Here is a 21,637-nt window from a genome sequence, read left to right as displayed (position 1 = left end):
CCGTGGCGGCACGCAATCTTTGAGTGCTTTGTCGGGAAACTGTCAAAGACTGTTAACGCCGGCCTCGACCATAGGGTTATGTGTCAAGTCAGTTATCCAGGGCAGTCAAGATCGCATGCGCCACTTTCACCCGTTCGGCATTCGGGTAGTTCCTGTTGGCCAGGATCACCACGCCTATATCCCTGCTCGGTACATACGCCACGTAGGCGCCGAAACCATTGGTTGAACCGGTTTTGTTGTAGAGCACATTGGCCGGTTGGGACTGCGCCGGTTGCAGCCACTTGACGGTGTGCGACTCCAGCGCCATTGGTGTGGAGTTGCCCTCTATCAAGGCCTGCTGGGTGATGGGGTAGGGGTAGTATTCCCAACCCAGGCCCTGGGTCATGCCGTCGACGCTGTAGTAACCGCTGTGTGTGGTGGCGATCGCCTGTTGCAGCGGCGCGCTCAAGGTCTCGGGGTGCAGGTTGAGCATCACGTAGCGCGCCAGGTCCTGGGTGCTGGTCTTGATGCCGTAGGCTTCGCTGTCGAGTGCGCCTGGGCCCACGCGCACGGGTTTGTCCTGCTTGTCGTAGCCTTGGGCGTAGCGGCCCAGCTTGTCGGCGGGCACGTTGAGGTAGGTGTTCTTCAAGCCCAGCGCCGGCAGCAAGGTCTGTTCCATGGCGACATTGAACGGCTGGCCCAGGCTTTTCGCCGCGAGGTAGCCGAACAGTCCGATGCTCGGGTTGGAGTAGAGGCGTCGCGTACCGGGGGTCTCGGTGGGTTGCCAGTGCCTGTAGTAATCGAGCATGGTCGCGGCGCTGTCGGCCGCACCTGGGAATTGCAGCGGCAGGCCGCCTGCGGTGTAGGTCGCCAGTTGCAGCAGGCTGATGTGATCGAACGCACTGCCGGCCAGTTCGGCCCAGTGCTGGCTGGCGCGGTCCGACAGCTTCAACTTGCCGCTGGCCTGGGCATAGCCACCGAGGGTTGAAGTGAAGGTCTTGGACACTGAGCCGACTTCGAACAAGGTGTCTTGCGTGACGGGCTGCTTGCCTTCCCTGGACGCCACGCCGTAGTTAAAGTATTGCGCCTGACCCTTCTTCACCACGGCCACCGACAGCCCGACGATGCCCTGTTGCTGCATCAGCGGTTTGACGCGACTGTCCACCACTTCGCGCAGGTCGGTCGCAGCCAGGCACGGAGCAGCAACCAGCAGAGACGCTGAAATCAGCAGGCTTCGTAGGCTAAAACAGGATTTTTCTTGCATGTTATTTTCGCTTCCCTGTAACGGATTGACTAAGGCTGAGGGCCTGCGCGGGCGCCGCCAATCTAGGCTTTAACCAGGGGAGGTACAAACGATGATATCTTGCACGAGCCATTAGTAAATCTAGGGTCAAGCATGCTGCGCTCCCATCTTCCCCTTAATGCCCTGCGCGCCTTCGAGGCTTCCGCCCGGCACCTGAGCTTCACCCGCGCGGCCATTGAGTTATGTGTGACCCAGGCGGCGGTCAGCCATCAGGTAAAAAACCTGGAGGCGCAACTCAATGTCACACTGTTCAAACGCCTGCCACGCGGGTTGATGCTCACCCGAGAGGGCGAAACCCTGCTGCCGGTGCTGCGCGATTCGTTCGACCGGATTGCCCAGACCCTCGGCCAGTTCGAGGCCGGGCATTACCGCGAAGTGTTGACGGTAGGCGCGGTGGGTACCTTTGCCGTGGGCTGGCTGCTGCCGCGCTTGGCGGACTTCCAGAGCCGCTACCCGTTTATCGACCTGCGCCTGTCCACTCACAACAACCGCGTCGATGTAGCCGCCGAAGGCCTGGATTACGCGATCCGTTTTGGTGCCGGCGCCTGGCACGGCACCGAGGCCTGCCAACTGCTGGAAGCCCCGCTCAGCGTGCTCTGCGTGCCGCACCTGGCCGAACAGCTGCACACGCCGGCCGACCTGTTGAAACACACCTTGCTGCGCTCTTACCGCGCCGATGAATGGAGCCTGTGGTTCCAGGCCGCCGGGCTGCCGGCCGACACCCTGGTACCGCGCAGCATCGTGTTCGATTCGTCGCTGGCGATGATGGAAGCGGCGCTGCAGGGCGTTGGCGTGGCACTGGCGCCGGCGATGATGTTTTCGCGGCAATTGGAGAGTGATGTGATTCGCCAGCCGTTCGCGGTGGGGATAACCACCGGCAGTTACTGGCTGACGCGCTTGCAGTCGCGGGCCGAGACGCCAGCGATGCTGGCGTTCAAGGGGTGGTTGCAAGCCAGTGCTGGCTAATGTGGGAGGGGGCTTGCTCCCGATTGCGGTGTGTCAGTTATAGATGATGTGACTGAGCCACCGCCATCGGGGGCAAGCCCCCTCCCACAGTTGGACTGAGTCTAGGCGAGGTATTTGCGGAACCATCCCAGGGTGCGCTCCCAGGCCAGGTTTGCCGCTGACTCGTCATAACGCGGCGTCGAATCGTTGTGAAAGCCGTGGTTGGCTCCCGGGTAGATAAATGCCTCATACGTTGTACCGGCGGCTTTCAGCGCATTCTCGTAGGCCGGCCAACCTTCGTTGATGCGCGCATCCAGCTCCCCGTAATGCAGCATGATCGGCGCCTTGATGCGGGGTACGTCCTTGGCCTCGGGTTGACGCCCGTAGAACGATACTGCCGCCGCCAGTTCCGGGTAGGCCACCGCCGCCGCATTGGTCACGCCACCGCCATAGCAGAAACCGGTGATGCCGACTTTGCCGGTGCTGCTGTCGTGGTGCATCAGCCACTCAATGGCGGCGAAAAAATCGTTCATCAGTTTGGTGGGGTCGACGGTCTGCTGCAGGGCCACGCCTTTTTCATCGTTGCCGGGGTAGCCGCCCACCGAGGTCAGGCCATCGGGCGCCAAGGCGATAAAGCCGGCCTTGGCCAGGCGCCGCGCCACGTCTTCGATATACGGGTTCAGGCCACGGTTCTCATGCACGACCACCACCGCAGGCAGTTTGCCCACGGCCTTGGCCGGGCGCACCAGGTAGCCACGCACCGTGCCGTTACCCTTGGGTGACGGGTAGGTGACGTAGTCGGCAACGATAGCGGGGTCGGTAAATTTCACCTGTTCGGCGAGTGCGTAGTTGGGGCTCAGGGCGGCGAGCAGGGCCGAGGCGGTCAGGCCACCGAAGGTAAACAGCGCGGCGCGGTCGAGGAATTCGCGGCGGTTCAGCGTGCCGTGGGCGTAGCCATCGTAGAGTTCCAGCAGTTCGGGAGCGAAGTCTTTGGCGGTGAGACGAGTCATCGGTGCAGTCCTCGATTAGCGGTTGCCGTCAAATGTAGACCAGGATCAACCCGTGCGGCCACGGGCGCGGACGCCATTTCTGTTTAGCAGCCCCTGGCCCCTGGCCCCTAGCGCTAGCGCGCGAAGCGCTTCGCGCCGGCCACGCAGCCGATCACCGCCACCGTGACCAGCAGCATGCCCAGGCTGACCTGCTCATGCAGCAGGCCCGCCGCCAGCGCCAGGCCAAAGAACGGTTGCAGCAACTGCAACTGGCCGACCGCCGCGATGCCACCCTGGGCCAGGCCGCGATACCAGAACACAAAGCCGACCAACATGCTGAACACTGCGACGTAACCCAGGCTCAGCCAGGCCGGCAGGCTGATGCCGGTGAACGACGCGGGTGCCAGCAGCCAGCTCAACGGCGCGACGACGGGCAGCGATATTACCAGGGCCCAGCAAATCACCTGCCAGCCACCCAGGCTGCGCGACAGCTTGGCGCCTTCGGCATAGCCCAGGCCGCAGACCAGCACCGCCAACAGCATCAGCAGGTCCCCGGCGGGCGCAGCGCTCAGGCCCTGGGCGAAGGCGTAAGCCATCACCAGCGCACTGCCGAGCCCCGAAAACAACCAGAACACCGGTCGCGGCCGCTCGCCGCCGCGCAGCACGCCGAAGATCGCCGTCGCCAGCGGCAGTAGGCCAATAAACACAATGGAGTGCGCGGAGGTCACGTATTGCAGCGCCAGCGCCGTGAGCAGCGGGAAACCGATCACCACGCCGAACGCGACGATAGCCAAGGGCGCCCATTGCGGGCGGGTGGGGCGTTTTTCGCGGAACCACCACAACAGGCACAGCCCCAGGATGGCCGCGAGCGTCGCGCGGATCATGGTCAAGAACACTGGATCGAATTCCATCACTGCCAGGCGCGTGGCCGGCAACGAACCGCTGAAAATCACCACGCCAATAAAACCGTTGATCCAGCCTTGGGTGCTGCTGTCCAGTGTGGCGAAAGGCGAGGTGCGTTCCATGGGGGTATGTCCGAAAAAGGGAAGTTGCGTACCCGGCATCCTAGGGCTGAAGATTGAGGCAATCAAAAAATTGTCATGGATACATCACCAATGCCGCGCGCCCGCTACAAGTCGCTGGTCGATACCTTTGCCGAGGCCATTCGTGCGGGCAAAATGCCGCCCGGCACGCGCCTGCCCACGCACCGCCAACTCGCCGCCGAGCATGGCTTGGCGCTGGTCACCGCGAGCCGCGTGTACGCCGAGCTGGAGGCGATGGGGCTGGTCAGTGGTGAAACCGGGCGTGGCACTTTTGTACGCGAACTGGCGTTACCGCCGGGCCAGGGCAGTGGGCAGATGCCCGTCGCGGCGGGCATGCTCGACTTGAATTTCAACTACCCGTCATTGCCCGGCCAGGCCGAGCTTTTGCGTGGCGCACTGCGCCAGTTGGCGTTATCCGGCGACCTGGAAGCGCTGTTGCGTTACCAGCCCCATGCCGGCCGCCCGCATGAACGTGCGGCGGTCGCGCAGCACCTGTTGCAGCGCGGGCTGGCGGTGCAGGCCGAACGGGTATTGCTGGTCAGCGGTGCCCAGCACGGCTTGGCGGTAACCCTGATGGCGCTGCTCAAACCTGGCGATGTGATCGCCGTCGACGCATTGACCTATTCGGGCTTCAAGGTGTTGGCCGAGACCCTGCACCTGGAAATCGTCGCGATCCCGGCCAGCGTCACCGGCCCGGACCTCGAACACCTGCAGGCCCTGTGCCGCAAGCGGCCGGTGCGCGCGGTCTACAGCATGCCGACCCTGCATAACCCGCTGGGCTGGGTGATGAGCCTGGCGCAGCGCGAGCGCCTGGTGGCGATTGCACGAGAGCACCACTTGATGATCATCGAGGACGCCGCCTACGCCTTCCTGGCCGAACACGCGCCGCCGCCGCTGGCGACCCTGGCGCCTGAATGCACTGTCTACGTGGGTGGGTTTTCCAAAAGTGTCGCCACCGGCTTGCGCGTCGGTTTTATCGCGGCGCCCCTGGCTTGGGTCAAGGTATTGGAGCGCACCGTCATGGCCACCACCTGGAACGTGCCGGGGGTGATGAGTGCGATCGCCGTGGCCTGGATCGAAGATGGCACCGTCGCGCAGTTAGAGGCGCAAAAACGCGCAGATGCCCAGGCACGGCAAGCTTTGGCTGCGCAAGTGCTGACGGGGCTGAGCTATGTCAGCCATCCTTCATCGTATTTTTTGTGGCTGCCGCTGGCTGAAGATGCCCGCGCCGATCAGGTGGCCATGACCTTACAGCGCGAGGGTATTGGCGTTTCCACCGCCGAGCCGTTTGCCGTCTCGGCCCATGTGCCCCACGCGCTGCGCCTGGCGTTGGGGTCGGTGTCGATGACGGCGCTGCGTGAGGCGTTGCTCAAGGTGCGCAAAGTAGTGCAATGGTGAGCCGTGGCTGAGCGGCTCACCGGCAAGGGTCAGTATTTGTAGGCCTGGCGGCCGATCAGCAGCCATTGGCCTTTCTGTTTCTGCCAGACCTGGAAGTTATCGATATCGGTCGGCACTTCGACGCCACTGTTCACCGCCAGGGCGTGAAAGTGGTTGCGCACCAGAGCGGTATCGCCATTGAGGGTGATGCTCTGGTTTTGCATTTCCAGGGTCTTGAACGCGCTCTTGTGAGTTTCCAGGTCTTCGATGAACTGCGCCTTGTTCTGCACCTTGCCGCTGGAATGGCCGTAGGTGAGGGTATCTGCGGTCAGCGCATGCAGTTGCTTGAGGTCCAGGTGCAACATAGCCTGGGTCAGTTGGTCGACCGCCTGGGCTACTTCCTTCTCGGCGGGCGCCGGTGCGGCCGCGACGTAGCCGGAGAACAGGCACAGGAAAGCGATCAGCACTTTGAGATTTTGCATGGGGAGTCCTTATTGTTGTGGGGGAGCGACATGATGAGGTCTGTCGTCGTACAACCATGCAATAAATTGGCAGGGGAAGGAAAGGGGGGGCTTGAAATATTCTGAAATTACTTATCTACCGACGTGGAACTCGGCTGAACCTGTGGGAGGGGGCAAGCCCTAATGCCAGTGAGTTAAGGCGACACCGAACCTGTGGCGAGGGAGCTTGCTCCCGCTGGACTGCGCAGCAGTCCCATTGTTTGGGGCCGCTTCGCGCCCCAGCGGGAGCAAGCTCCCTCGCCACAAGTTAGTTCTCGCTCCTGCTACTTCTTAACTGACCGGCATTAGGGCAAGTCCACACCCACATGGGGCGGTGATCAGCCGGCTGACAACGGCGGTGTACGCGGTGGAATCATGCGTTTGCCGCCGGTGGCTTCGTACGCTGACGCAAAGCGCAACAGCGCCGAATCGTCATACGCCCGCCCGGCAAATGTCAGCCCGACCGGCATGCCGATGTCCGCCATCACGCCCATCGGCACGGTGACCGTAGGCACGCCAAGGTGGCGAATGGCGAGGTTGCCGTTGGCCACCCACACGCCATTGCTCCAGGCGATATCCGCGGAGGCTTCGTTGACATCGGCATCGGCCGGGCCAACGTCGGCCACGGTGGGGAACAGCACCGCGTCGAGCCCCAGGCGGTCCATCCAGTCTTCCAGGTCCAGCCGGCGGGTTTGCTCGAGGCCGCGCAAGCCGTCGGGCAAGCTGCTGATCTCGTTCCACGGCGTGATGCCGCGCTGGGCCATGCGCACGTATTCGTCCATGCCGGCGGCCAGGTCGTCTTCGCGGTTGGGCAGGGTGCCGGGGTCGTGGGGGAAGATCTTCGGTCCATCGACATCTGCCAGGCGGTTCAACGCCGGGTCGCCGTTGGCACGCAAAAAGTCATCGAACGCCCAGGCCGACAATTCCCACAGTTCATCGTGGAGGAACTGTCGGGACACCAGGCCACGGTTGAACACTGTGGGCGCGCCGGGGCGGTCGCCTTCGCAATTGGACACCAGTGGGAAATCCACTTCGATGACCTCGGCGCCTGCGGCTTCCAGGGCGTGGCGTGCGGCTTGCCACAGCTCGATCACTGAGGCGCGGGTGTGGATTTTCTGCCCGGTCGGTCCGCCAATCCCGGGTTTCTCACTGGTGCCGGCCTCAGGGTCGGCGTTGATGTACATGCGCGGCACGCCGAAGCGTTTGCCGGCCAGGGCCGCGCTGCCCACCGCCAGTTCGGCGTAGGACGCCGGGCGCACCGAACTGACGCTGGGGATCGGCACCCAGGGTTGCAGGCGCCACAGGTCGCCACGGGTGTGCGGGTCTTCGGCGACCACCACGTCGAGTACTTCCAGCAGGTCGGCCATGGTGCGCGCATAGGGCACCACCACGTCCATGGTCGGAGTCAGCGGCCAGTTGCCGCGTACCGAAATCACCCCACGCGAAGGCGTGTACGCACACAAGCCGTTATTGGAGGCCGGGCCGCGACCGCTCGACCAGGTTTCTTCGGCCAGGCCAAACGCGGCGAAACTTGCCGCCGTGGCCGTGCCGGCGCCGTTGGACGAACCCGAGGCGAACGGTGCGGTGAGGTAATCGGCGTTGTACGGGCTTTCAGCGCGGCCATAGACGCCGCGTTGCATGCCGCCGTTGGCCATGGGCGGCATATTGGTCTTGCCCAGGCAGATGGCCCCGCCAGCGCGCAAACGCTCGATGGTGAAGGCATCACGCTGGGCGACCAGCTTGGCGAACGCCGGGCTGCCGGACGCGGCGGTGAGGCCCTTGACCAGGTAACTGTCCTTGGCCGTATAGGGAATGCCATCCAGCGGCCCCAGCGTCTGGCCTTTTGCCCGGCGTGCATCGGACGCCTCGGCTTCCTGCAAGGCCTCGGGGTTGCGCACCACCACGGCGTTCAGCGCGGTGGCGGTCTGCGGGCCGTCATAGGCGTCGATCCGCGCCAGGTAGGCCTGCACCAGTTCAACGGCGCTGGTCTGGCCGGATTCAAGCGCAGCGCGCAATTGGGCAATGGAGACTTCGGTAACTTGCATCAGGTTTTTTTCGCCGCCTTCAAGTGGAGGTATGGCGGCAGTCTACGTACAGATATTTCCCAGTGCCAGCTTGCTGCTAAGGTAAGTAGCTTGATGATCCATATTGCACTCCAAGGAGGAGAACATGCCCAGACCCTATATCGCCCTGGCCGGTTTGCTCGGGTTTTCGTTGTATACCGTGGCGACCATGTTGACGGCCGAGCAATCGCTCATTGCGTTTGGGCAGCAATTGTTGTCACGGCCGGACACGGCGCAGGTGGTGATTGACCTGTACCTGATGGCAATACTGGCGTGTGTGTGGATGTACCGGGATGCGCGGGGGCGGGGGCGCTCTGTGGCGTCGTTGATCCCCTATTTCCTGCTGACGGCGGTGTTCGTGTCGATAGGGCCGCTGCTGTATATCGTCGTCAATGGTTTCACGCGACGCACGGAACGCTAGAAATCCAATGTGGGAGGGGGCTTGCTCCCGATGGCGGTGGTTCAGTCACATCCTCTATAACTGACATACCGCCATCGGGAGCAAGCCCCCTCCCACATTGTTTAAGCGTCTCCCGCCTGGATAGCGGCAGGCCTACACGCCTTTTGTCGACGGCAACAATATCGTCAGGATGCCCGCCAACGGCAGGAACGAGCAGAGCTTGTAGACGTATTCGATACCGTGGCTATCGGCGAGCAAACCCAACAGTGCCGCGCCGATCCCGCTGAAGCCGAACATCAGGCCGAAAAAGATCCCGGCGATCATGCCGACATTGCCCGGCACCAGTTCCTGGGCGAACACCACGATGGCGGAGAACGCCGAGGCGATGATAAAGCCGATGATCACGCTGAGTACGGCAGTCCAGAACAGGTCGACATAGGGCAGGGCGAGGGTGAACGGTGCGGCGCCAAGAATCGAAAACCAGATGACTGTCTTGCGCCCGATCTTGTCGCCGATCGGCCCGCCGGCGAAGGTGCCCACGGCCACCGCGCCGAGGAACAGGAACAGGTACATCTGGGAGTTGGCGACCGACAGCTGGAATTTTTCGATCAGGTAGAACGTGAAGTAGCTGGTCAGGCTGGTCATGTACCAATATTTGGAGAACACCAGCAGCGCCAGCACCACCAGGGCAAAGGTCACCCGGCCTTTGGACAGGCCATGGGTCGGCTTGCCGCCTTGCTTGAGCTTGAACAGGTTGAGGTGGTGGCGGTACCAGCGGCTCAAGCCGTACAGCACCAGGATCGCGAACACCGCGAACAGGCCGAACCAGGCGATATGGCTCTGGCCGTAGGGAATAATGATGGCCGCTGCCAGCAGTGGGCCGAAGGCGCTGCCGGTGTTGCCGCCGACCTGGAACGTCGATTGCGCCAGGCCATAGCGGCCGCCGGAGGCCAGGCGTGCCACGCGGGACGTTTCCGGGTGGAACGTTGACGAGCCGACACCCACCAGCGCCGCCGCCAGCAAAATCAGCGGGAAGCTGCCGACAAACGCCAGCATCAGAATACCGATCAAGGTGCAGACCATGCCCGCCGGCAGCAGCCAGGGCTTGGGATGACGGTCGGTGTGGTAGCCGATCCAGGGCTGCAGCAGCGATGCGGTGAGTTGGAAGGTCAGGGTGATCAGGCCGACCTGGGTAAACGTCAGGCCGTAGTTGGCCTTGAGCATTGGGTAGATCGACGGCAGCACGGCCTGGATCAGGTCGTTGATCAGATGCGCCAGGGCGCAGGCGCCGAGCACGCGCATGACCAAAGGGCTGACCTGAGGCGTCGCGGTGGCAGCGGCGGGTGTCGCGGTGAGGGTCGACATGCAGGCATTCCATACAAGGCAGCGAACAGGGGCCGACACTACTTGAGCGGGCGGCCCATTTCTAATTATTTCGGGAGCCATGCTAGAGTCGACGCAAATGCCTGTCTCGCGCAATTCGGGCGTAATTCATCGCAAAAAGGGCGAAATCATCAAATCCCTCGACAAATTCCTCCAGGAGATCGATGAAGGCGATTGGGCCGTCATCAGCTCGGCCACTGACTACCCGGAAAACTGGGTGATTCCCGAGCACAGCCACAACAAGCATCAACTGCTCTACGCCATTGGCGGCGTGATGGTGGTGTATTCGGCGTTGAACCAGTGGACGGTGCCGCCCAATCGCGGGTTCTGGATGCCCTGTGGCCAGGTGCATGCGCTGCGTTGCGTAGGCACCTTGAAAATGCGCAGCGTATTCGTGCGCCCGGACAGCTTTCCGGACCTGCCGACCGAGCCGAAGACGGTGACGGTGTCGCCGCTGCTGAGTGAATTGATCAAAGTCTCGGTCAGCTTGAAACCGCCCTTTGCCGAGGATTCGCGCGACGCCAGGATCATGCGCCTGATCCTCGATGAGCTGGCTATCCTGCCCGCGTTGCCGTTGTCACTTCCTCAGCCCGCCGACCCGCGCATCAATCACATCTGCCTGACGCTGCAGCAAGACCCGGGCGATGCGTCCACCGTCGCCGATTGGAGCCAGCGCCTGGACCTGGATCAAAAAACCATTCAACGCCTGTTCCGCCGCGAAACCGGGATGACCTTCGGCCAGTGGCGCCAACAGGCCCGTTTGCTGTTGGCGCTGGAGCGCATCGCGGTGGGCGAGAAAATTATCGATGTGGCCCTTGAGTTGGGTTACGAAAGCCCCAGCGCCTTTACCAGCATGTTCAAAAAACAGTTCGGCAAGACGCCGAGTCAGTTTTTCAGCTAGCGCTGCTGATGACGCGGGCAGGCCGCGGGCGGCGTGACGCCAGGTAGGCCAGCACGGTGGCGACCACCAGCAAGGCCGCGCTCAGTTCGAAGGTCGCCTGGTAACCGCTCAGGTCAAACGCCACGCCGCCGACCGTGGCGCCTGCGGCAATCGCCAATTGAATGATGGCGACCATCAAGCCACCGCCGGCCTCGGCGTTGTCAGGCGTGGTTCTCGACAACCACGTCCACCAGCCCACCGGCGCGGCGGTCGCCACCAGGCCCCAGCTGCCCAGCAACACGCTGGTCATGAGGGTGGAACTGCCGAACGCCACCAGTGCAAGGGCGATGCCTGCCATTATCAGCGGGATGGCAATCAGCGTCGGGTACAGGTGGTGCTTCAGGAAGCGTTCAATCAGGAACGTCCCGGCCAGGCCCGCCAGGCCGAGCACCAGCAGCATCAACGACAGCGTGGAGACGTCAACTCGGGTCACGCTTTCCAGGAACGGCCGCAGGTAGGTGAACAGCATGAACTGGCCCATGAAGAACACGCTGACGGCCACCATCCCCAGGGCTACGGTGGGGTTTTTCATCAGGCTCAGGACATTGCCGGCTTTCGCCTCGGCCTTGTTCTTCAGCGCAGGCAGGCTCACCAGCAGCCACACCAGTGCAATCACGGCCACCGGCACCACACAGAAAAACGCGCCACGCCAGCCGATGATGCCGCCCAGAAAGCTGCCCAGTGGCGCCGCGATCACCGTCGCCAGTGCATTGCCACCGTTGACGATGGCCAGGGCACGCGGCACCTGGGCTTGCGGCACCAGGCGCATCGCCGTGGCCGCCGACAGTGACCAGAAGCCGCCAATCGCCACGCCGATCAATGCACGACCGAGCATGAACACCAGGTAGTTCGGGGCGAACGCCACCACGCTGCCGGAGACGATCATCAGCAGTGTCAGCGCCATCAGCAGGCGCTTGCGATCCACCCGCGCGGCGATCGAGGCGATCACCAGGCTGGTGAGCAGGGCAAACACCCCGGACACCGAAATGCCCTGGCCGGCCTGGCCTTCGGTGATGTGCAGGTCGGCGGCCAGGGGTGTCAGCAGGCTCACCGGCATGAATTCGGAAGCAACCAGCGCGAACGCCGCCAGCGACATGGCCAGCACAGCGCCCCAGCGTTGGGTTTGGGATGTAGCAGACATCACTTCAAATAGCTCTGGAAGAAGGTGGTGAGTTTGGCGAACGGGATCAGGTTGACCCGGTCGTAGAGATCGACGTGCCCCGCGTTCGGGATGATCAGCAATTGCTTGGGCTCGGCGGCGCGCTGGAAGGCGTCTTCGCTGAATTCACGGGAGTGCGCGTCGGCCCCGGCAATCAGCAGCAGCGGGCGTGGGGAGATCGTCTCGATGTCGTTGAACGGGTAGAAGTTCATGAACTTCACGTTGCTGGTCAACGTCGGCCGGGTGGTGGTCAGCTTGGAGGCGCCTGGCGGCGTGACTTCGCCGCGCGGGGTGCGGTAGAAATCGTAGAACTCATCGCCCACCGCGTCGCCGGTGAGGGTCTGCGGCGTGCCGCCGGTGTAGACGGTCTCGCCGCCCTGGAACTCGACGTAGCGCTGGTTGGCCGCCTGGCGCAACACCTGCTGGCGCTGTTGCAGCGTCACGCCGTGCTTGAGGCCGTTGCGGTTGGCGGCGCCCATGTCGTACATGCTGACGGTCGCTATCGCCTTGATGCGCGGATCGATCTTCGCCGCGCTGATCACGAAGCTGCCGCTGCCACACACGCCGATGGCACCGATGCGTTCACGATCGACCTGGGGGCGGGTGCCGAGGAAGTCCACGGCGGCGCTGAAGTCTTCGGTGTAGAGGTCGGGCAGCACCGCGTTGCGCGGCGTGCCGGCGCTTTCGCCCCAGAACGACAGGTCCAGGGAAAGGGTAACGAAACCCTGTTCGGCCATTTTGGTGGCATAGAGGTTGGCGCTTTGTTGCCTGACGGCGCCCATGGGATGGCCGACGACAATGGCGGCGCTTTTGGATCCGGCGGCGAGGTTTTTAGGCGTGAACAACGTGCCCGCAACCTGCATGCCGTATTGATTGTTGAAGGTGACGTTCTCGGCCGTCACCGTGTCGCTGGTGTAGAAGTTATCAGCACCGTTGGACATATCGGCTCCTAATGAGGAAAGGGAGGTCACCAGCAAACCCAGCGCGAGCAAGAGGCGTTTCATAGGGATGTTCCTTGCGAAGTGTCCGAGCATTTTCCCGATGGCGGCCCGGCTTCTGTAGTGCATTTGAGTGGATTACTTGCCTGATCCTCTGAGTTTCACGGTTTGGCGGCGACGCCTGGGGCTGGCGCGGGTAAAGTCCTGCCAAGACAGTCAGTGAAGCAGTGGAAGGGCCCTATGACGATCCATCAATCGCCGCTGGACGCGCTGATCCAGGCCATCGGCTCGCGCATTCCGGCGCCCGGCGACTACCCGATGCCGATCCCGGGCCTGGGGTTCTATCGGCGTGAACAGCCGGCCGCGCCGGTGGTGTGCATGGTCGAACCGAGCATCGTGCTGGTGGTACAGGGCGAGAAGCGGTTGTGGGTCGGCGGTGAGGGCTATCCCTATGACACCTCGCGATTTCTGGTGACCTCGCTGGATATTCCGGCCAACTCCGAAGTGCTGGTCGCCAGCCCCGAGCAACCGTGCCTGGGGCTGATGTTCAAGCTGGACCTGCGCATGCTGGCCGAGCTGATCGCCCAGGGCGGCCTGCCGCCAACCCGTGAGCGCGCGATGATGAAGGGGGTTGGCATCGGCCGGGTGACGGACGGCATGCTGGCAGCATTCGCGCGCCTGGTGGCATTGCTGGATGAACCTGACGCCATCCCGGTACTGGCACCGTTGATCCAACGCGAGATTCACTACCGGTTATTGAAGAGCGACCAGGCCGGCCGACTGCGCCAGATCTGTTCAGTGGACGGGCAGGGGTATCGGATCGCCAAGGCCATCGATTGGCTGAAATTGAATTTCGACAGCGCGCTACGCGTGGAAGAGCTGGCCGCGCGCGTGCAAATGAGCGCGGCAACCTTTCACCATCACTTCCGCCAACTGACCTCGATGAGTCCGCTGCAGTATCAGAAATGGCTGCGCTTGAACGAGGCCAGGCGCTTGATGTTGAACGAGCACCAGGATGTGTCCAGTGCCGCGTTCAAAGTCGGTTATGAGAGCCCATCGCAGTTCAGCCGTGAGTACAGCCGTCTGTTCGGCGTACCGCCCAAGCGCGACATGGCCGCGCTGCGGGGCAGGGCAGGTGTTACTGATCTGACGGAGTCAAGTTAGCGTAAAAGATGCACCCGATCAGTCGTGCGAACAGGCTCAGGGTTTCCGGCAGGTTGGGGTCGTCGAACAGCATGGCGCGCGAATCCAGCGCGCACAGTGCACCGAACAGGCGCCCGTCGGGCAGGAAGATCGGCGCGCCGGCATAGCTTTCGATGGCGTATTGCTTGACCACCGGGCGTGCGGCAAAGCGGCCGTCGAGGCTGATCTGCGGGACGAACAAGGCTTGGGGATCGACGCAGAACTCACTGCACAGGGTGGTTTCCAGGTCGAGCACGTCATCGACATGGATGCCCATCTGCATGGGGTCGTAGGCCGAGCAGACTATCCATTCCAGGTCAGTGAATTTGGCGATGCCGGCGAAGCGCATGCCGGTCAGGCGGGTGACCAGTTTAAGGATGTTGGTGGTCGCTTCGATTTCTGCGATGGCAGCGCGTTCGTCGGCGCTCAGCAGCGATTGGGCAGAGGTGACGCTTGGAATCATGTGAACGCTCCAAAGGCGTGGCCGCAGACAGCGACCACGCACAGCCAGGTCTTAATTGATCCTTGGGTGCTGCTGCACCAAGTTTTCGCGCTTGGCCTGGAGCGCCGCAATCTCAGCATCGATGTCCTCGATCTTCTGCTCGATATTGTCATGGTGCTCCTGCAACAATTCCTTGGCTTCTTCCATGTCGGAGGCCGCCGGGGCCGCCCCTCGCAATGGTTTATTGGCAGTTTCCTTCATGGTCAGGCCCGTGACCAGACCGACCACGGCGAACACCATCAGGTAGTAGGCCGGCATGTACAGGTCGTTGGTGCTTTCTACCAGCCAGGCCACTGCAGTGGGCGTGATACCGGCGATCAATACCGAGACGTTGAAGGCACTCGCCAGCGCGCTGTAGCGCAGGTGAGTGGGGAACATCGCCGGCAGCGTCGATGCCATCACGCCGATAAAGAAGTTAAGCACAATTGCCAGAATCAGCAGGCCGCTGAAGATCAGCCCGGTCTTGCCGCTGGTAATCAGCATGAACGCCGGGATCGACAGGAACAGCAGGCCGATGCTGCCGGCGATGATGAAGGGCTTGCGGCCGATCCTGTCGCTGACAAAGCCAATGAACGGCTGCACGAACAACATGCCGACCATGATCGCGATGATGATCAGCACACCGCTGTTTTCGGCGTAATGCAGGTTGTGCGACAGGTAGCTGGGCATGTAGGTGAGCAGCATGTAGTAGGTCACGTTGGTGGCCGCGACGATACCAATGCAGGTCAGCAGGCTGCGCCAATGCTTGGTGGCGATCTCCTTGAAGGACACCTTGGGGCCATGGCTGAGGCCTTCGCGGTCACCCTGCTCGAGTTTTTCGACGTGTTGCTGGAACGCCGGAGTCTCTTCCAGCGCGTGGCGCAGGTACAGGCCGATGATGCCCAAAGGCAGGGCCAGGAAGAACGGCAGGCGCCAGCCCCAGGCCTCGAAATCCGCCTCGCCGAGCACAGTGGAAATCAACACCACCAGGCCGGCGCCCAGCACGAAGCCGGCAATCGAGCCGAAGTCCAACCAACTGCCGAGGAACCCGCGCTTGCGGTCCGGGGCGTATTCGGCGACGAAAATCGACGCGCCGGTGTATTCGCCGCCCACCGAGAAACCCTGGGCCATTTTGCACAACAGCAACAGGATCGGTGCCCAGATGCCAATGGACGCGTACCCCGGAATCAAGCCGATGGCGAAGGTGCTCAGGGACATGATCACGATGGTGGCGGCGAGGACTTTCTGTCGTCCGTACTTGTCACCCAGAGCGCCGAAGAACAGACCGCCCAGTGGGCGGATCAGGAAGGGCACCGAGAAGGTGGCCAGCGCCGCGATCATTTGTACGCTGGGGGACGCGTCTGGGAAGAACACCTTGCCCAGCACATAAGCGACAAACCCATAGACGCCAAAGTCGAACCATTCCATGGCGTTGCCCAGTGCGGCGGCGGTGATTGCCTTGCGCATCTTGTTGTCGTCGACAATGGTGATGTCGTTCAAACCGATGGGTTTGACGCGTTTCTTACGTAATATCATGCGGGCCACTCTAGAAGCTGAACGGGAGGCGCCATCGCCGCGATGGCACCGCTCTGTCACTTCAGATACAAGCGGACACTAAATAATTCACCCATTGGGCTACTTTTTCTCGAATTAGCCAAAATGTCGTGATCCATGCCACCCGGCAGTGCGCGTATCCAAGCGTCAGCGAAACTCTAATGTGGGAGGGGGCTTGCCCCCGATGAGGGGCTGTCAATGAATGCATCTGCTGCTGACCCACCGCCATCGGGGGCAAGCCCCCTCCCACATTGTCCAGCTGTGTGCCTACCGAGGCGTGTACCTGCTGGTTAAACTGGGCTCGCAGCGTTATGCCGCCAATAGGGACGTCATTTGTATGCCAAACAACCATTCACGCCTCATCTACCGCCAACCACGGCCAACGGATGTTCAGCGACTATTCGCCATCTACAGCGACCCCCAGACCAACCTGTTCAACCCTGCCGGCCCCATGGCCAGTGTCGATGATGCGCAGCGCCTGCTGCAGCGCTGGCTCGACCAATGGTCTGCCCTGGGCTACGGCTGGTGGGCGGTTGCACGGCGTGAGGCCCCCGAACACATCATCGGCTTCGGCGGCATTGCGCCGCTCAACTACCTGACAGTGCCGCGCATCAACCTCGGCTATCGCTTCGCCGTCGAAGCCTGGGGGCAGGGCTATGCCACCGAGGTGGGGCGCGATGCCTTAGTGCTGGCATTCGAAACGCTGGGCTTGCCGGAGGTTTTCGGGTTGGTGCGACCGGAGCACGCCGCGTCGATCCGGGTGTTGGAGAAGATCGGCATGCAGCCATTCGGCCTGCTCGATGATGTGCCCGGCCAAGCACCCAGCCGAGTGATGCGCGTTTGTCATCCTACAACTGCTTCAGCCTGACAGTTTTCACACCCCTGTAAATCCTCGTTCACAGCAATCTTTCAGATTGACACTGCCCAGACAGCCCGATATAAAAGCCACAGTTGTACGACGACATATGACGTTGCATATGTCCTACCTAACAAAAATAAAAAGTGATGCCATGAATCTGAACGAGCCCATCAGTGCCCATCGTGTCGGCCAGGCGGTCGGCAGCTATCGCTGGACGATCTGCGCGATGCTGTTTTTCGCCACTACCGTCAACTACCTCGACCGCCAGGTGCTCAGCCTGCTGGCGCCGCAGTTGTCCACGCAATTTGGCTGGAGCAACACCGATTACGCCAACATCGCGGCGGTGTTCCAATTCGTCTATGCGATTTCCATGCTGTTTGCCGGGCGGTTTGTCGACAAGATCGGCACCAAGGCCGCCTACGTCGTGGCGATTGGCATCTGGTCCACCGGCGCGATCATGCATGCCTTCTCGGTGCAAATGGGCGAGGGCCTTGCGGCGGTCAGCACTGCCGTCGGCCTGGCGGTGATCCCGGTGTCGATTGCCGGTTTCATGCTGTCACGCGCGGTGCTGGCGATTGGCGAGGCGGGCAACTTTCCCATCGCGATCAAGGCCACGGCCGAGTACTTCCCCAAGAAAGAGCGTTCGTTCGCCACCGGGATCTTCAATTCGGGCGCCAACGTAGGCGCGATTTTGGCGCCCATCTGTGTGCCATTGATCGCCGGGATGTGGGGCTGGGAAGCGGCTTTCATGGTCATCGGCATGCTGGGCTTCGTGTGGGTGGCCGTGTGGGCCGCCGTGTACGAAAAACCTGAGCAGCAAAAACGCCTGTCGGCCGAAGAACTGGCCTACATTCGCAGCGACCAGACCGTACAACCCTTCACGCCATTGGCTGCGGGCGCAACACCGAAAAAAGTCTCGTGGTTCAAATTGCTGACCTATCGCCAGACCTGGGCCTTTGCCTTCGGCAAGTTCATGACGGACGGCGTCTGGTGGTTTTTCCTGTTCTGGCTGCCGACTTACCTGTCGGCGCAATACGGCATGAAGGGCGCCGATATCGTGATGCCGCTGGCCGTGCTGTACAGCATGACCATGGTTGGCAGTATCGGGGGTGGCTGGTTTCCCAGTTACTTCATGGCACGGGGCGACGCGCCCTATGATGGCCGCATGAAAGCCATGCTGGTGATCGCGCTGTTCCCGCTGGTGGTGCTGCTGGCCCAGCCGTTGGGCTACATCAGCTTCTGGGTCCCGGTATTGCTGATCGGCGTGGGCGCCTCGGCACACCAGGCGTGGTCGTGCAATATCTTCACCACAGTATCGGACATGTTCCCGCAGAAAACCGTCGCTTCGGTGGTCGGTATCGGCGGCATGGCGGGAGGCTTGGGCGGAGTGGTGATGACCAAGATCGGCGGCTGGGTGTTTGACTACTACAAATCCATCAACGACATCCACACCGGCTACATGATCATGTTCGCGATCTGTGCCCTGGCGTACCTGGTGGCGTGGAGCGTGATGAAGACGCTGGTGCCGCGCCATAAGGAAATCACCGACCTCTGAGTGAGAGTGCCGGAGCGGGCAAGCCGCTCCGGCAGTGTCGGTTCAGCGATTACGCGTTACCCGCCACACTGTGTTGGCCAAATCATCGGCAATGATCAGCGCACCTTTCGGGTCCACCGTCACACCGACCGGGCGACCACGGGTCTTGCCACCCTCCCCGCGAAAACCGGTGGCGAAGTCCACAGGCTCGCCAGCCGGTTTGCCGTTGCTGAACGGTACGAAGATCACCTTGTAGCCCACCGGATTATCGCGGTTCCAACTGCCGTGTTCGCCAACGAACACGCCGTCGGCGAATTTTTCGCCCATGGCCGGGATGGAGAAATCCACACCGAGTGCCGCAACGTGCGAACCGAGGCTGTAATCGGGCTTGATCGCCGCAGCCACTTTGGCCGGGTTCTGCGGTTGTGCACGCGGGTCGACGTTCTGGCCCCAGTAGCTATAAGGCCAGCCGTAGAAGGCGCCTTCGCGCACCGAGCTGAGGTAATCCGGCACCAGGTCCGGGCCCAGTTCATCGCGCTCGTTGACCACCGTCCACAGCTGCCCCGAACCCGGTTGGATAGTCAGCGCCGTCGGGTTGCGCAGGCCGGTGGCATAGGGCTTGTGTGCACCGGTCGCGGCGTCGATCTGCCAGACCATCGCCCGGTCGATTTCCACTTCCATGCCGCGCTCGGTGATGTTGCTGTTGGAGCCGATCCCGACATAGAGCTGGCGACCGTCCTCGCTCACCGCCAGGGATTTGGTCCAGTGGTGATTGATCTGCGCCGGCAGGTCGGTGACCTTGACCGGGGCGCTGCTGGCCTTGGTCTGGCCGTCGGCATAGTCGAAGCGCACCAGCGCATCCTGGTTGGCCACGTAGATTTTCCCATCGGCGTAAGCCAGGCCATAGGGCGCGTTGAGGTTGTCGGCGAACACGGTCTTGAGTTCATAAGTGCCGTCACCATCGGCATCGCGCAACAGCGTGATGCGGTTGCCGCTCTTGACCTTGGTATTGCCCTCGGCCTTGATCAGGCTGGCGATCACATCCTTGGGCTTGAGCTTGGCCGCGCTGCCGCCACGGCCTTCGGCGACGAGGATGTCGCCGTTGGGCAGTACCAGGGTCTGGCGCGGGATGGCGAGGTCGGTGGCGATCGCCGTGATGCTGTAGCCCTCGGGTACCTTGGGTTTCTGGTCGCCCCAGGCGACGGGCTCGGCGATCTTCATGCTCGGCAGCAGGCTGCTTTGTTGGGCCGGTAACTTGGGGTCGGGGCCGTGGACCTGAGTCTTGTCGCCTTCGCCGCCGCACGCGGCCAGCAGCAACGCTGCGCTTAACAGGGTCAAGGTTTGGGTGGTTTTCATTGGTCAGCTCCCGAACGCAGGTTAGTCAGGCCGATCCACGTCGCCACCATCGCCAGCAGCGTGACGATCACTGACAGCACCAGGCCGGTCGGCATCATGGCGTAGGCATCCTTGGCGTGCTGGAAGGCGTTGATCAGCCCCAACACCCAAGCGGCCAGCAACAGCAGAAAGTAGGCGGCAGGGCGCCCGGCCTTGCGTTCGGCGCGCAGCAGATTGACCAGGGCGAATAACAGGGCAAACCCACTGAACACCAACGCACCGGCGATCAGCCAGGAGGCGAAATTGGCCCACTGAATCTGGTAGGTCTGGCCGTAGGCAATGTCACTGAGCGTAGCGCCGAGGAACAGCGGCACGCTGCCGGCGAGCAAGGTCGCATGCAGCGGGCCTGGCGTGCAGCGATAGGCGGGAAGGGTAGTCATGGGGGATGCAGCTCCTTATCGTTCGGCACGCCTGGCTAGGCGTGCGATGACTTTGCATAGGCTTTGCACATAGGCTTTGCATAGGAAAGGAGCGCGCTGTTTGTGAGAAAGTTCACCGAAGGTTCGTGTCCGGATGTTTTTCGAACCCTTGGCCGCCGGATTCACCTAAGCCTCTAACCTTCATTGCTTATTACAGGCGTTCCCATGACCCACCCGCGCATCGGCTTTGCATGCCAGTACAAGCATCCCGAACGACTGCCTTCGGCCAGTGCCTTGAAGCTGATCGAAGGCCCGTTCAACCCGCGTACCACCACGTTGCGCTGGATGAACAGCGTCGAGCCCAAGGTGGCGCGGGATAAACTGGTCGAGGTAGTCACCCACAACCTCGCCGCCCAATTGCGCCTGCTGGCCTATGTTGCCGAGCTGCCGCCGACCTTGCGCATGCTGCGCCTGAGCAGTGACCTGTTGCCGTTCTACAGCCACCCCGACGTTGCCGCTGTGTATCAGGACCCGGCGATCCAGCGCCAATTGCAGGAAGGGTTTGCCGCCATCGGCGAGCTGGCGCGGGCGTCGGATATCCGCCTGTCGTTTCATCCCGGCCAGTACTGTGTGCTGGCCTCGGAAAACCCCGGCGTGGTGGAGAACAGCCTGGCCGAATTCGAATACCACGCCGACATGATTCGCATGATGGGTTACGGCCGCCGCTTCCAGGACCTCAAGTGCAACGTGCACATCGCCGGGCGCCTGGGTGTCGAAGGCACGCGGGCGGTGTGGTCGCGCCTGTCCGAAGTGGCGCGCAACTGCATCACCTTCGAGAATGACGAGAAAACCTACGGCCTGGACCATTGCCTGCAAGTCGCTGACCTCGCGCCGGTGGTACTGGACATTCACCATTGCTGGATCAACGAAGACCACTACATCGACCCCGACTCCCCACGCGTCGCCCAGGTCATCGACAGCTGGCGCGGCGTGCGGCCCACGATGCATTACTCCCAGCCCCCGGAAAGCCTGCAGGTCCTGGGCTTTGACGCCGAGCACAAACTGGAAATGGCGGCGTTGCTGAAGGTGGTTTCCAAACGCGACCTCTACGCCCACAGCGCGCAGATGTGGAACCGCTGGACCAACGACTATGCCCTGCAGTTTCTGGATCGCTTCGACATCATGCTCGAAGCCAAGGACAAGAACATCGCCGCCCTGGCGTTCTACACGCATTGGCAGCACCGATCCGCCTGA

Annotated in this window: 20 protein-coding genes; 8 read left to right on the top strand and 12 right to left on the bottom strand. The window is 62.3% G+C overall.

The window, feature by feature from the left end; all coding sequences use genetic code 11:
- Positions 1-88: 88 nt before the first annotated feature.
- Complete coding sequence (gene ampC / locus C4J84_RS13910; protein ID WP_124435555.1) at positions 89-1,243, bottom strand: class C beta-lactamase; 1,155 nt, start codon at positions 1,241-1,243, stop codon at positions 89-91.
- Positions 1,244-1,375: 132 nt separating this feature from the next.
- Here ampC and C4J84_RS13905 point away from each other — a divergent pair, with 132 nt between their 5' ends.
- Positions 1,376-2,248 (top strand): LysR family transcriptional regulator, encoded by an 873-nt coding sequence (locus C4J84_RS13905; RefSeq protein ID WP_124435554.1) that lies wholly within the window; start codon positions 1,376-1,378, stop codon positions 2,246-2,248.
- A gap of 101 nt (positions 2,249-2,349) precedes the next feature.
- Here the strand turns inward: C4J84_RS13905 and yghX are convergent, their stop codons facing one another.
- Both yghX and C4J84_RS13895 read right to left on the bottom strand, forming a co-directional pair.
- Positions 2,350-3,237, bottom strand: a complete 888-nt coding sequence (gene yghX, locus C4J84_RS13900; RefSeq protein WP_124435553.1) for a YghX family hydrolase — start codon at positions 3,235-3,237, stop codon at positions 2,350-2,352.
- A gap of 113 nt (positions 3,238-3,350) precedes the next feature.
- Positions 3,351-4,241 carry a DMT family transporter gene (locus C4J84_RS13895; RefSeq protein ID WP_124435552.1) on the bottom strand — a complete coding sequence of 297 codons (891 nt, stop codon included), beginning with the start codon at positions 4,239-4,241 and terminating at the stop codon, positions 3,351-3,353.
- Positions 4,242-4,331: 90 nt separating this feature from the next.
- On the opposite strand from C4J84_RS13895, the gene C4J84_RS13890 reads away from it, so the two are divergent.
- Positions 4,332-5,657 (top strand): PLP-dependent aminotransferase family protein, encoded by a 1,326-nt coding sequence (locus tag C4J84_RS13890; RefSeq protein WP_124435551.1) that lies wholly within the window; start codon positions 4,332-4,334, stop codon positions 5,655-5,657.
- A 29-nt stretch (positions 5,658-5,686) separates the two neighbouring features.
- Here C4J84_RS13890 and C4J84_RS13885 read toward each other — a convergent pair whose 3' ends face one another.
- Positions 5,687-6,118, bottom strand: coding sequence for a nuclear transport factor 2 family protein (locus tag C4J84_RS13885; RefSeq protein ID WP_124367244.1), 432 nt, complete (start codon positions 6,116-6,118; stop codon positions 5,687-5,689).
- Positions 6,119-6,474: 356 nt separating this feature from the next.
- On the bottom strand, positions 6,475-8,184 hold the full coding sequence (locus C4J84_RS13880; RefSeq protein ID WP_124435550.1) for an amidase: 1,710 nt from the start codon (positions 8,182-8,184) through the stop codon (positions 6,475-6,477).
- A 121-nt stretch (positions 8,185-8,305) separates the two neighbouring features.
- On the opposite strand from C4J84_RS13880, the gene C4J84_RS13875 reads away from it, so the two are divergent.
- Positions 8,306-8,620, top strand: a complete 315-nt coding sequence (locus C4J84_RS13875) for a DUF2834 domain-containing protein (RefSeq protein ID WP_124435549.1) — start codon at positions 8,306-8,308, stop codon at positions 8,618-8,620.
- Positions 8,621-8,752: 132 nt separating this feature from the next.
- Here the strand turns inward: C4J84_RS13875 and C4J84_RS13870 are convergent, their stop codons facing one another.
- The gene (locus tag C4J84_RS13870) at positions 8,753-9,964 is read right to left on the bottom strand and encodes an MFS transporter (RefSeq protein ID WP_124370899.1); all 1,212 of its coding nucleotides are present in this window, start codon (positions 9,962-9,964) and stop codon (positions 8,753-8,755) included.
- 97 nt (positions 9,965-10,061) lie between these two features.
- Between C4J84_RS13870 and C4J84_RS13865 the strand changes: the two genes are divergently transcribed.
- Positions 10,062-10,883 carry a helix-turn-helix domain-containing protein gene (locus tag C4J84_RS13865; RefSeq protein WP_124363083.1) on the top strand — a complete coding sequence of 274 codons (822 nt, stop codon included), beginning with the start codon at positions 10,062-10,064 and terminating at the stop codon, positions 10,881-10,883.
- Here the strand turns inward: C4J84_RS13865 and C4J84_RS13860 are convergent.
- Both C4J84_RS13860 and C4J84_RS13855 read right to left on the bottom strand, forming a co-directional pair.
- Positions 10,876-12,063: an MFS transporter gene (locus C4J84_RS13860; protein WP_124370898.1), complete on the bottom strand. Its 1,188-nt coding sequence runs from the start codon at positions 12,061-12,063 to the stop codon at positions 10,876-10,878. The two genes, C4J84_RS13865 and C4J84_RS13860, sit on opposite strands and share 8 nt — an antisense overlap.
- Positions 12,063-13,085: an alpha/beta hydrolase gene (locus C4J84_RS13855; RefSeq protein ID WP_124370897.1), complete on the bottom strand. Its 1,023-nt coding sequence runs from the start codon at positions 13,083-13,085 to the stop codon at positions 12,063-12,065. Before C4J84_RS13855 ends, C4J84_RS13860 begins: the two co-directional genes overlap by 1 nt.
- 174 nt (positions 13,086-13,259) lie before the next feature.
- On the opposite strand from C4J84_RS13855, the gene C4J84_RS13850 reads away from it, so the two are divergent.
- A complete protein-coding gene (locus C4J84_RS13850) occupies positions 13,260-14,183 on the top strand; it encodes an AraC family transcriptional regulator (RefSeq protein WP_124370896.1) in 924 nt (307 codons plus the stop codon).
- Here C4J84_RS13850 and C4J84_RS13845 read toward each other — a convergent pair.
- Complete coding sequence (locus C4J84_RS13845) at positions 14,158-14,664, bottom strand: GAF domain-containing protein (RefSeq protein ID WP_124370895.1); 507 nt, start codon at positions 14,662-14,664, stop codon at positions 14,158-14,160. The two genes, C4J84_RS13850 and C4J84_RS13845, sit on opposite strands and share 26 nt — an antisense overlap.
- 51 nt (positions 14,665-14,715) lie before the next feature.
- Positions 14,716-16,218, bottom strand: coding sequence for a glycine betaine/L-proline transporter ProP (proP, locus tag C4J84_RS13840; RefSeq protein WP_124435548.1), 1,503 nt, complete (start codon positions 16,216-16,218; stop codon positions 14,716-14,718).
- A gap of 355 nt (positions 16,219-16,573) precedes the next feature.
- Here proP and C4J84_RS13835 point away from each other — a divergent pair, with 355 nt between their 5' ends.
- Both C4J84_RS13835 and C4J84_RS13830 read left to right on the top strand, forming a co-directional pair.
- Entirely contained in the window at positions 16,574-17,104 is a 531-nt protein-coding gene (locus tag C4J84_RS13835) for a GNAT family N-acetyltransferase (RefSeq protein ID WP_124370893.1), read from the top strand.
- A gap of 142 nt (positions 17,105-17,246) precedes the next feature.
- The gene (locus C4J84_RS13830) at positions 17,247-18,650 is read left to right on the top strand and encodes an MFS transporter (protein ID WP_124363076.1); all 1,404 of its coding nucleotides are present in this window, start codon (positions 17,247-17,249) and stop codon (positions 18,648-18,650) included.
- A 42-nt stretch (positions 18,651-18,692) separates the two neighbouring features.
- Here the strand turns inward: C4J84_RS13830 and C4J84_RS13825 are convergent, their stop codons facing one another.
- Together C4J84_RS13825 and C4J84_RS13820 are read right to left on the bottom strand one after the other, a co-directional pair.
- A complete protein-coding gene (locus C4J84_RS13825) occupies positions 18,693-19,985 on the bottom strand; it encodes a sorbosone dehydrogenase family protein (RefSeq protein WP_124435547.1) in 1,293 nt (430 codons plus the stop codon).
- Entirely contained in the window at positions 19,982-20,404 is a 423-nt protein-coding gene (locus tag C4J84_RS13820; protein WP_124367232.1) for a DUF2231 domain-containing protein, read from the bottom strand. The genes C4J84_RS13825 and C4J84_RS13820 overlap by 4 nt, the downstream gene beginning before the upstream one ends.
- Positions 20,405-20,608: 204 nt before the next feature.
- Between C4J84_RS13820 and uvsE the strand changes: the two genes are divergently transcribed.
- Positions 20,609-21,637 carry a UV DNA damage repair endonuclease UvsE gene (gene uvsE / locus C4J84_RS13815; protein ID WP_124435546.1) on the top strand — a complete coding sequence of 343 codons (1,029 nt, stop codon included), beginning with the start codon at positions 20,609-20,611 and terminating at the stop codon, positions 21,635-21,637.

This window comes from Pseudomonas sp. R11-23-07 (genome assembly GCF_003852295.1).
Taxonomy (GTDB): Bacteria; Pseudomonadota; Gammaproteobacteria; order Pseudomonadales; family Pseudomonadaceae; genus Aquipseudomonas.
The sequence above is the reverse complement of the archived record's forward strand: the minus strand, read 5'-3'. Positions and strand labels throughout refer to the sequence as shown.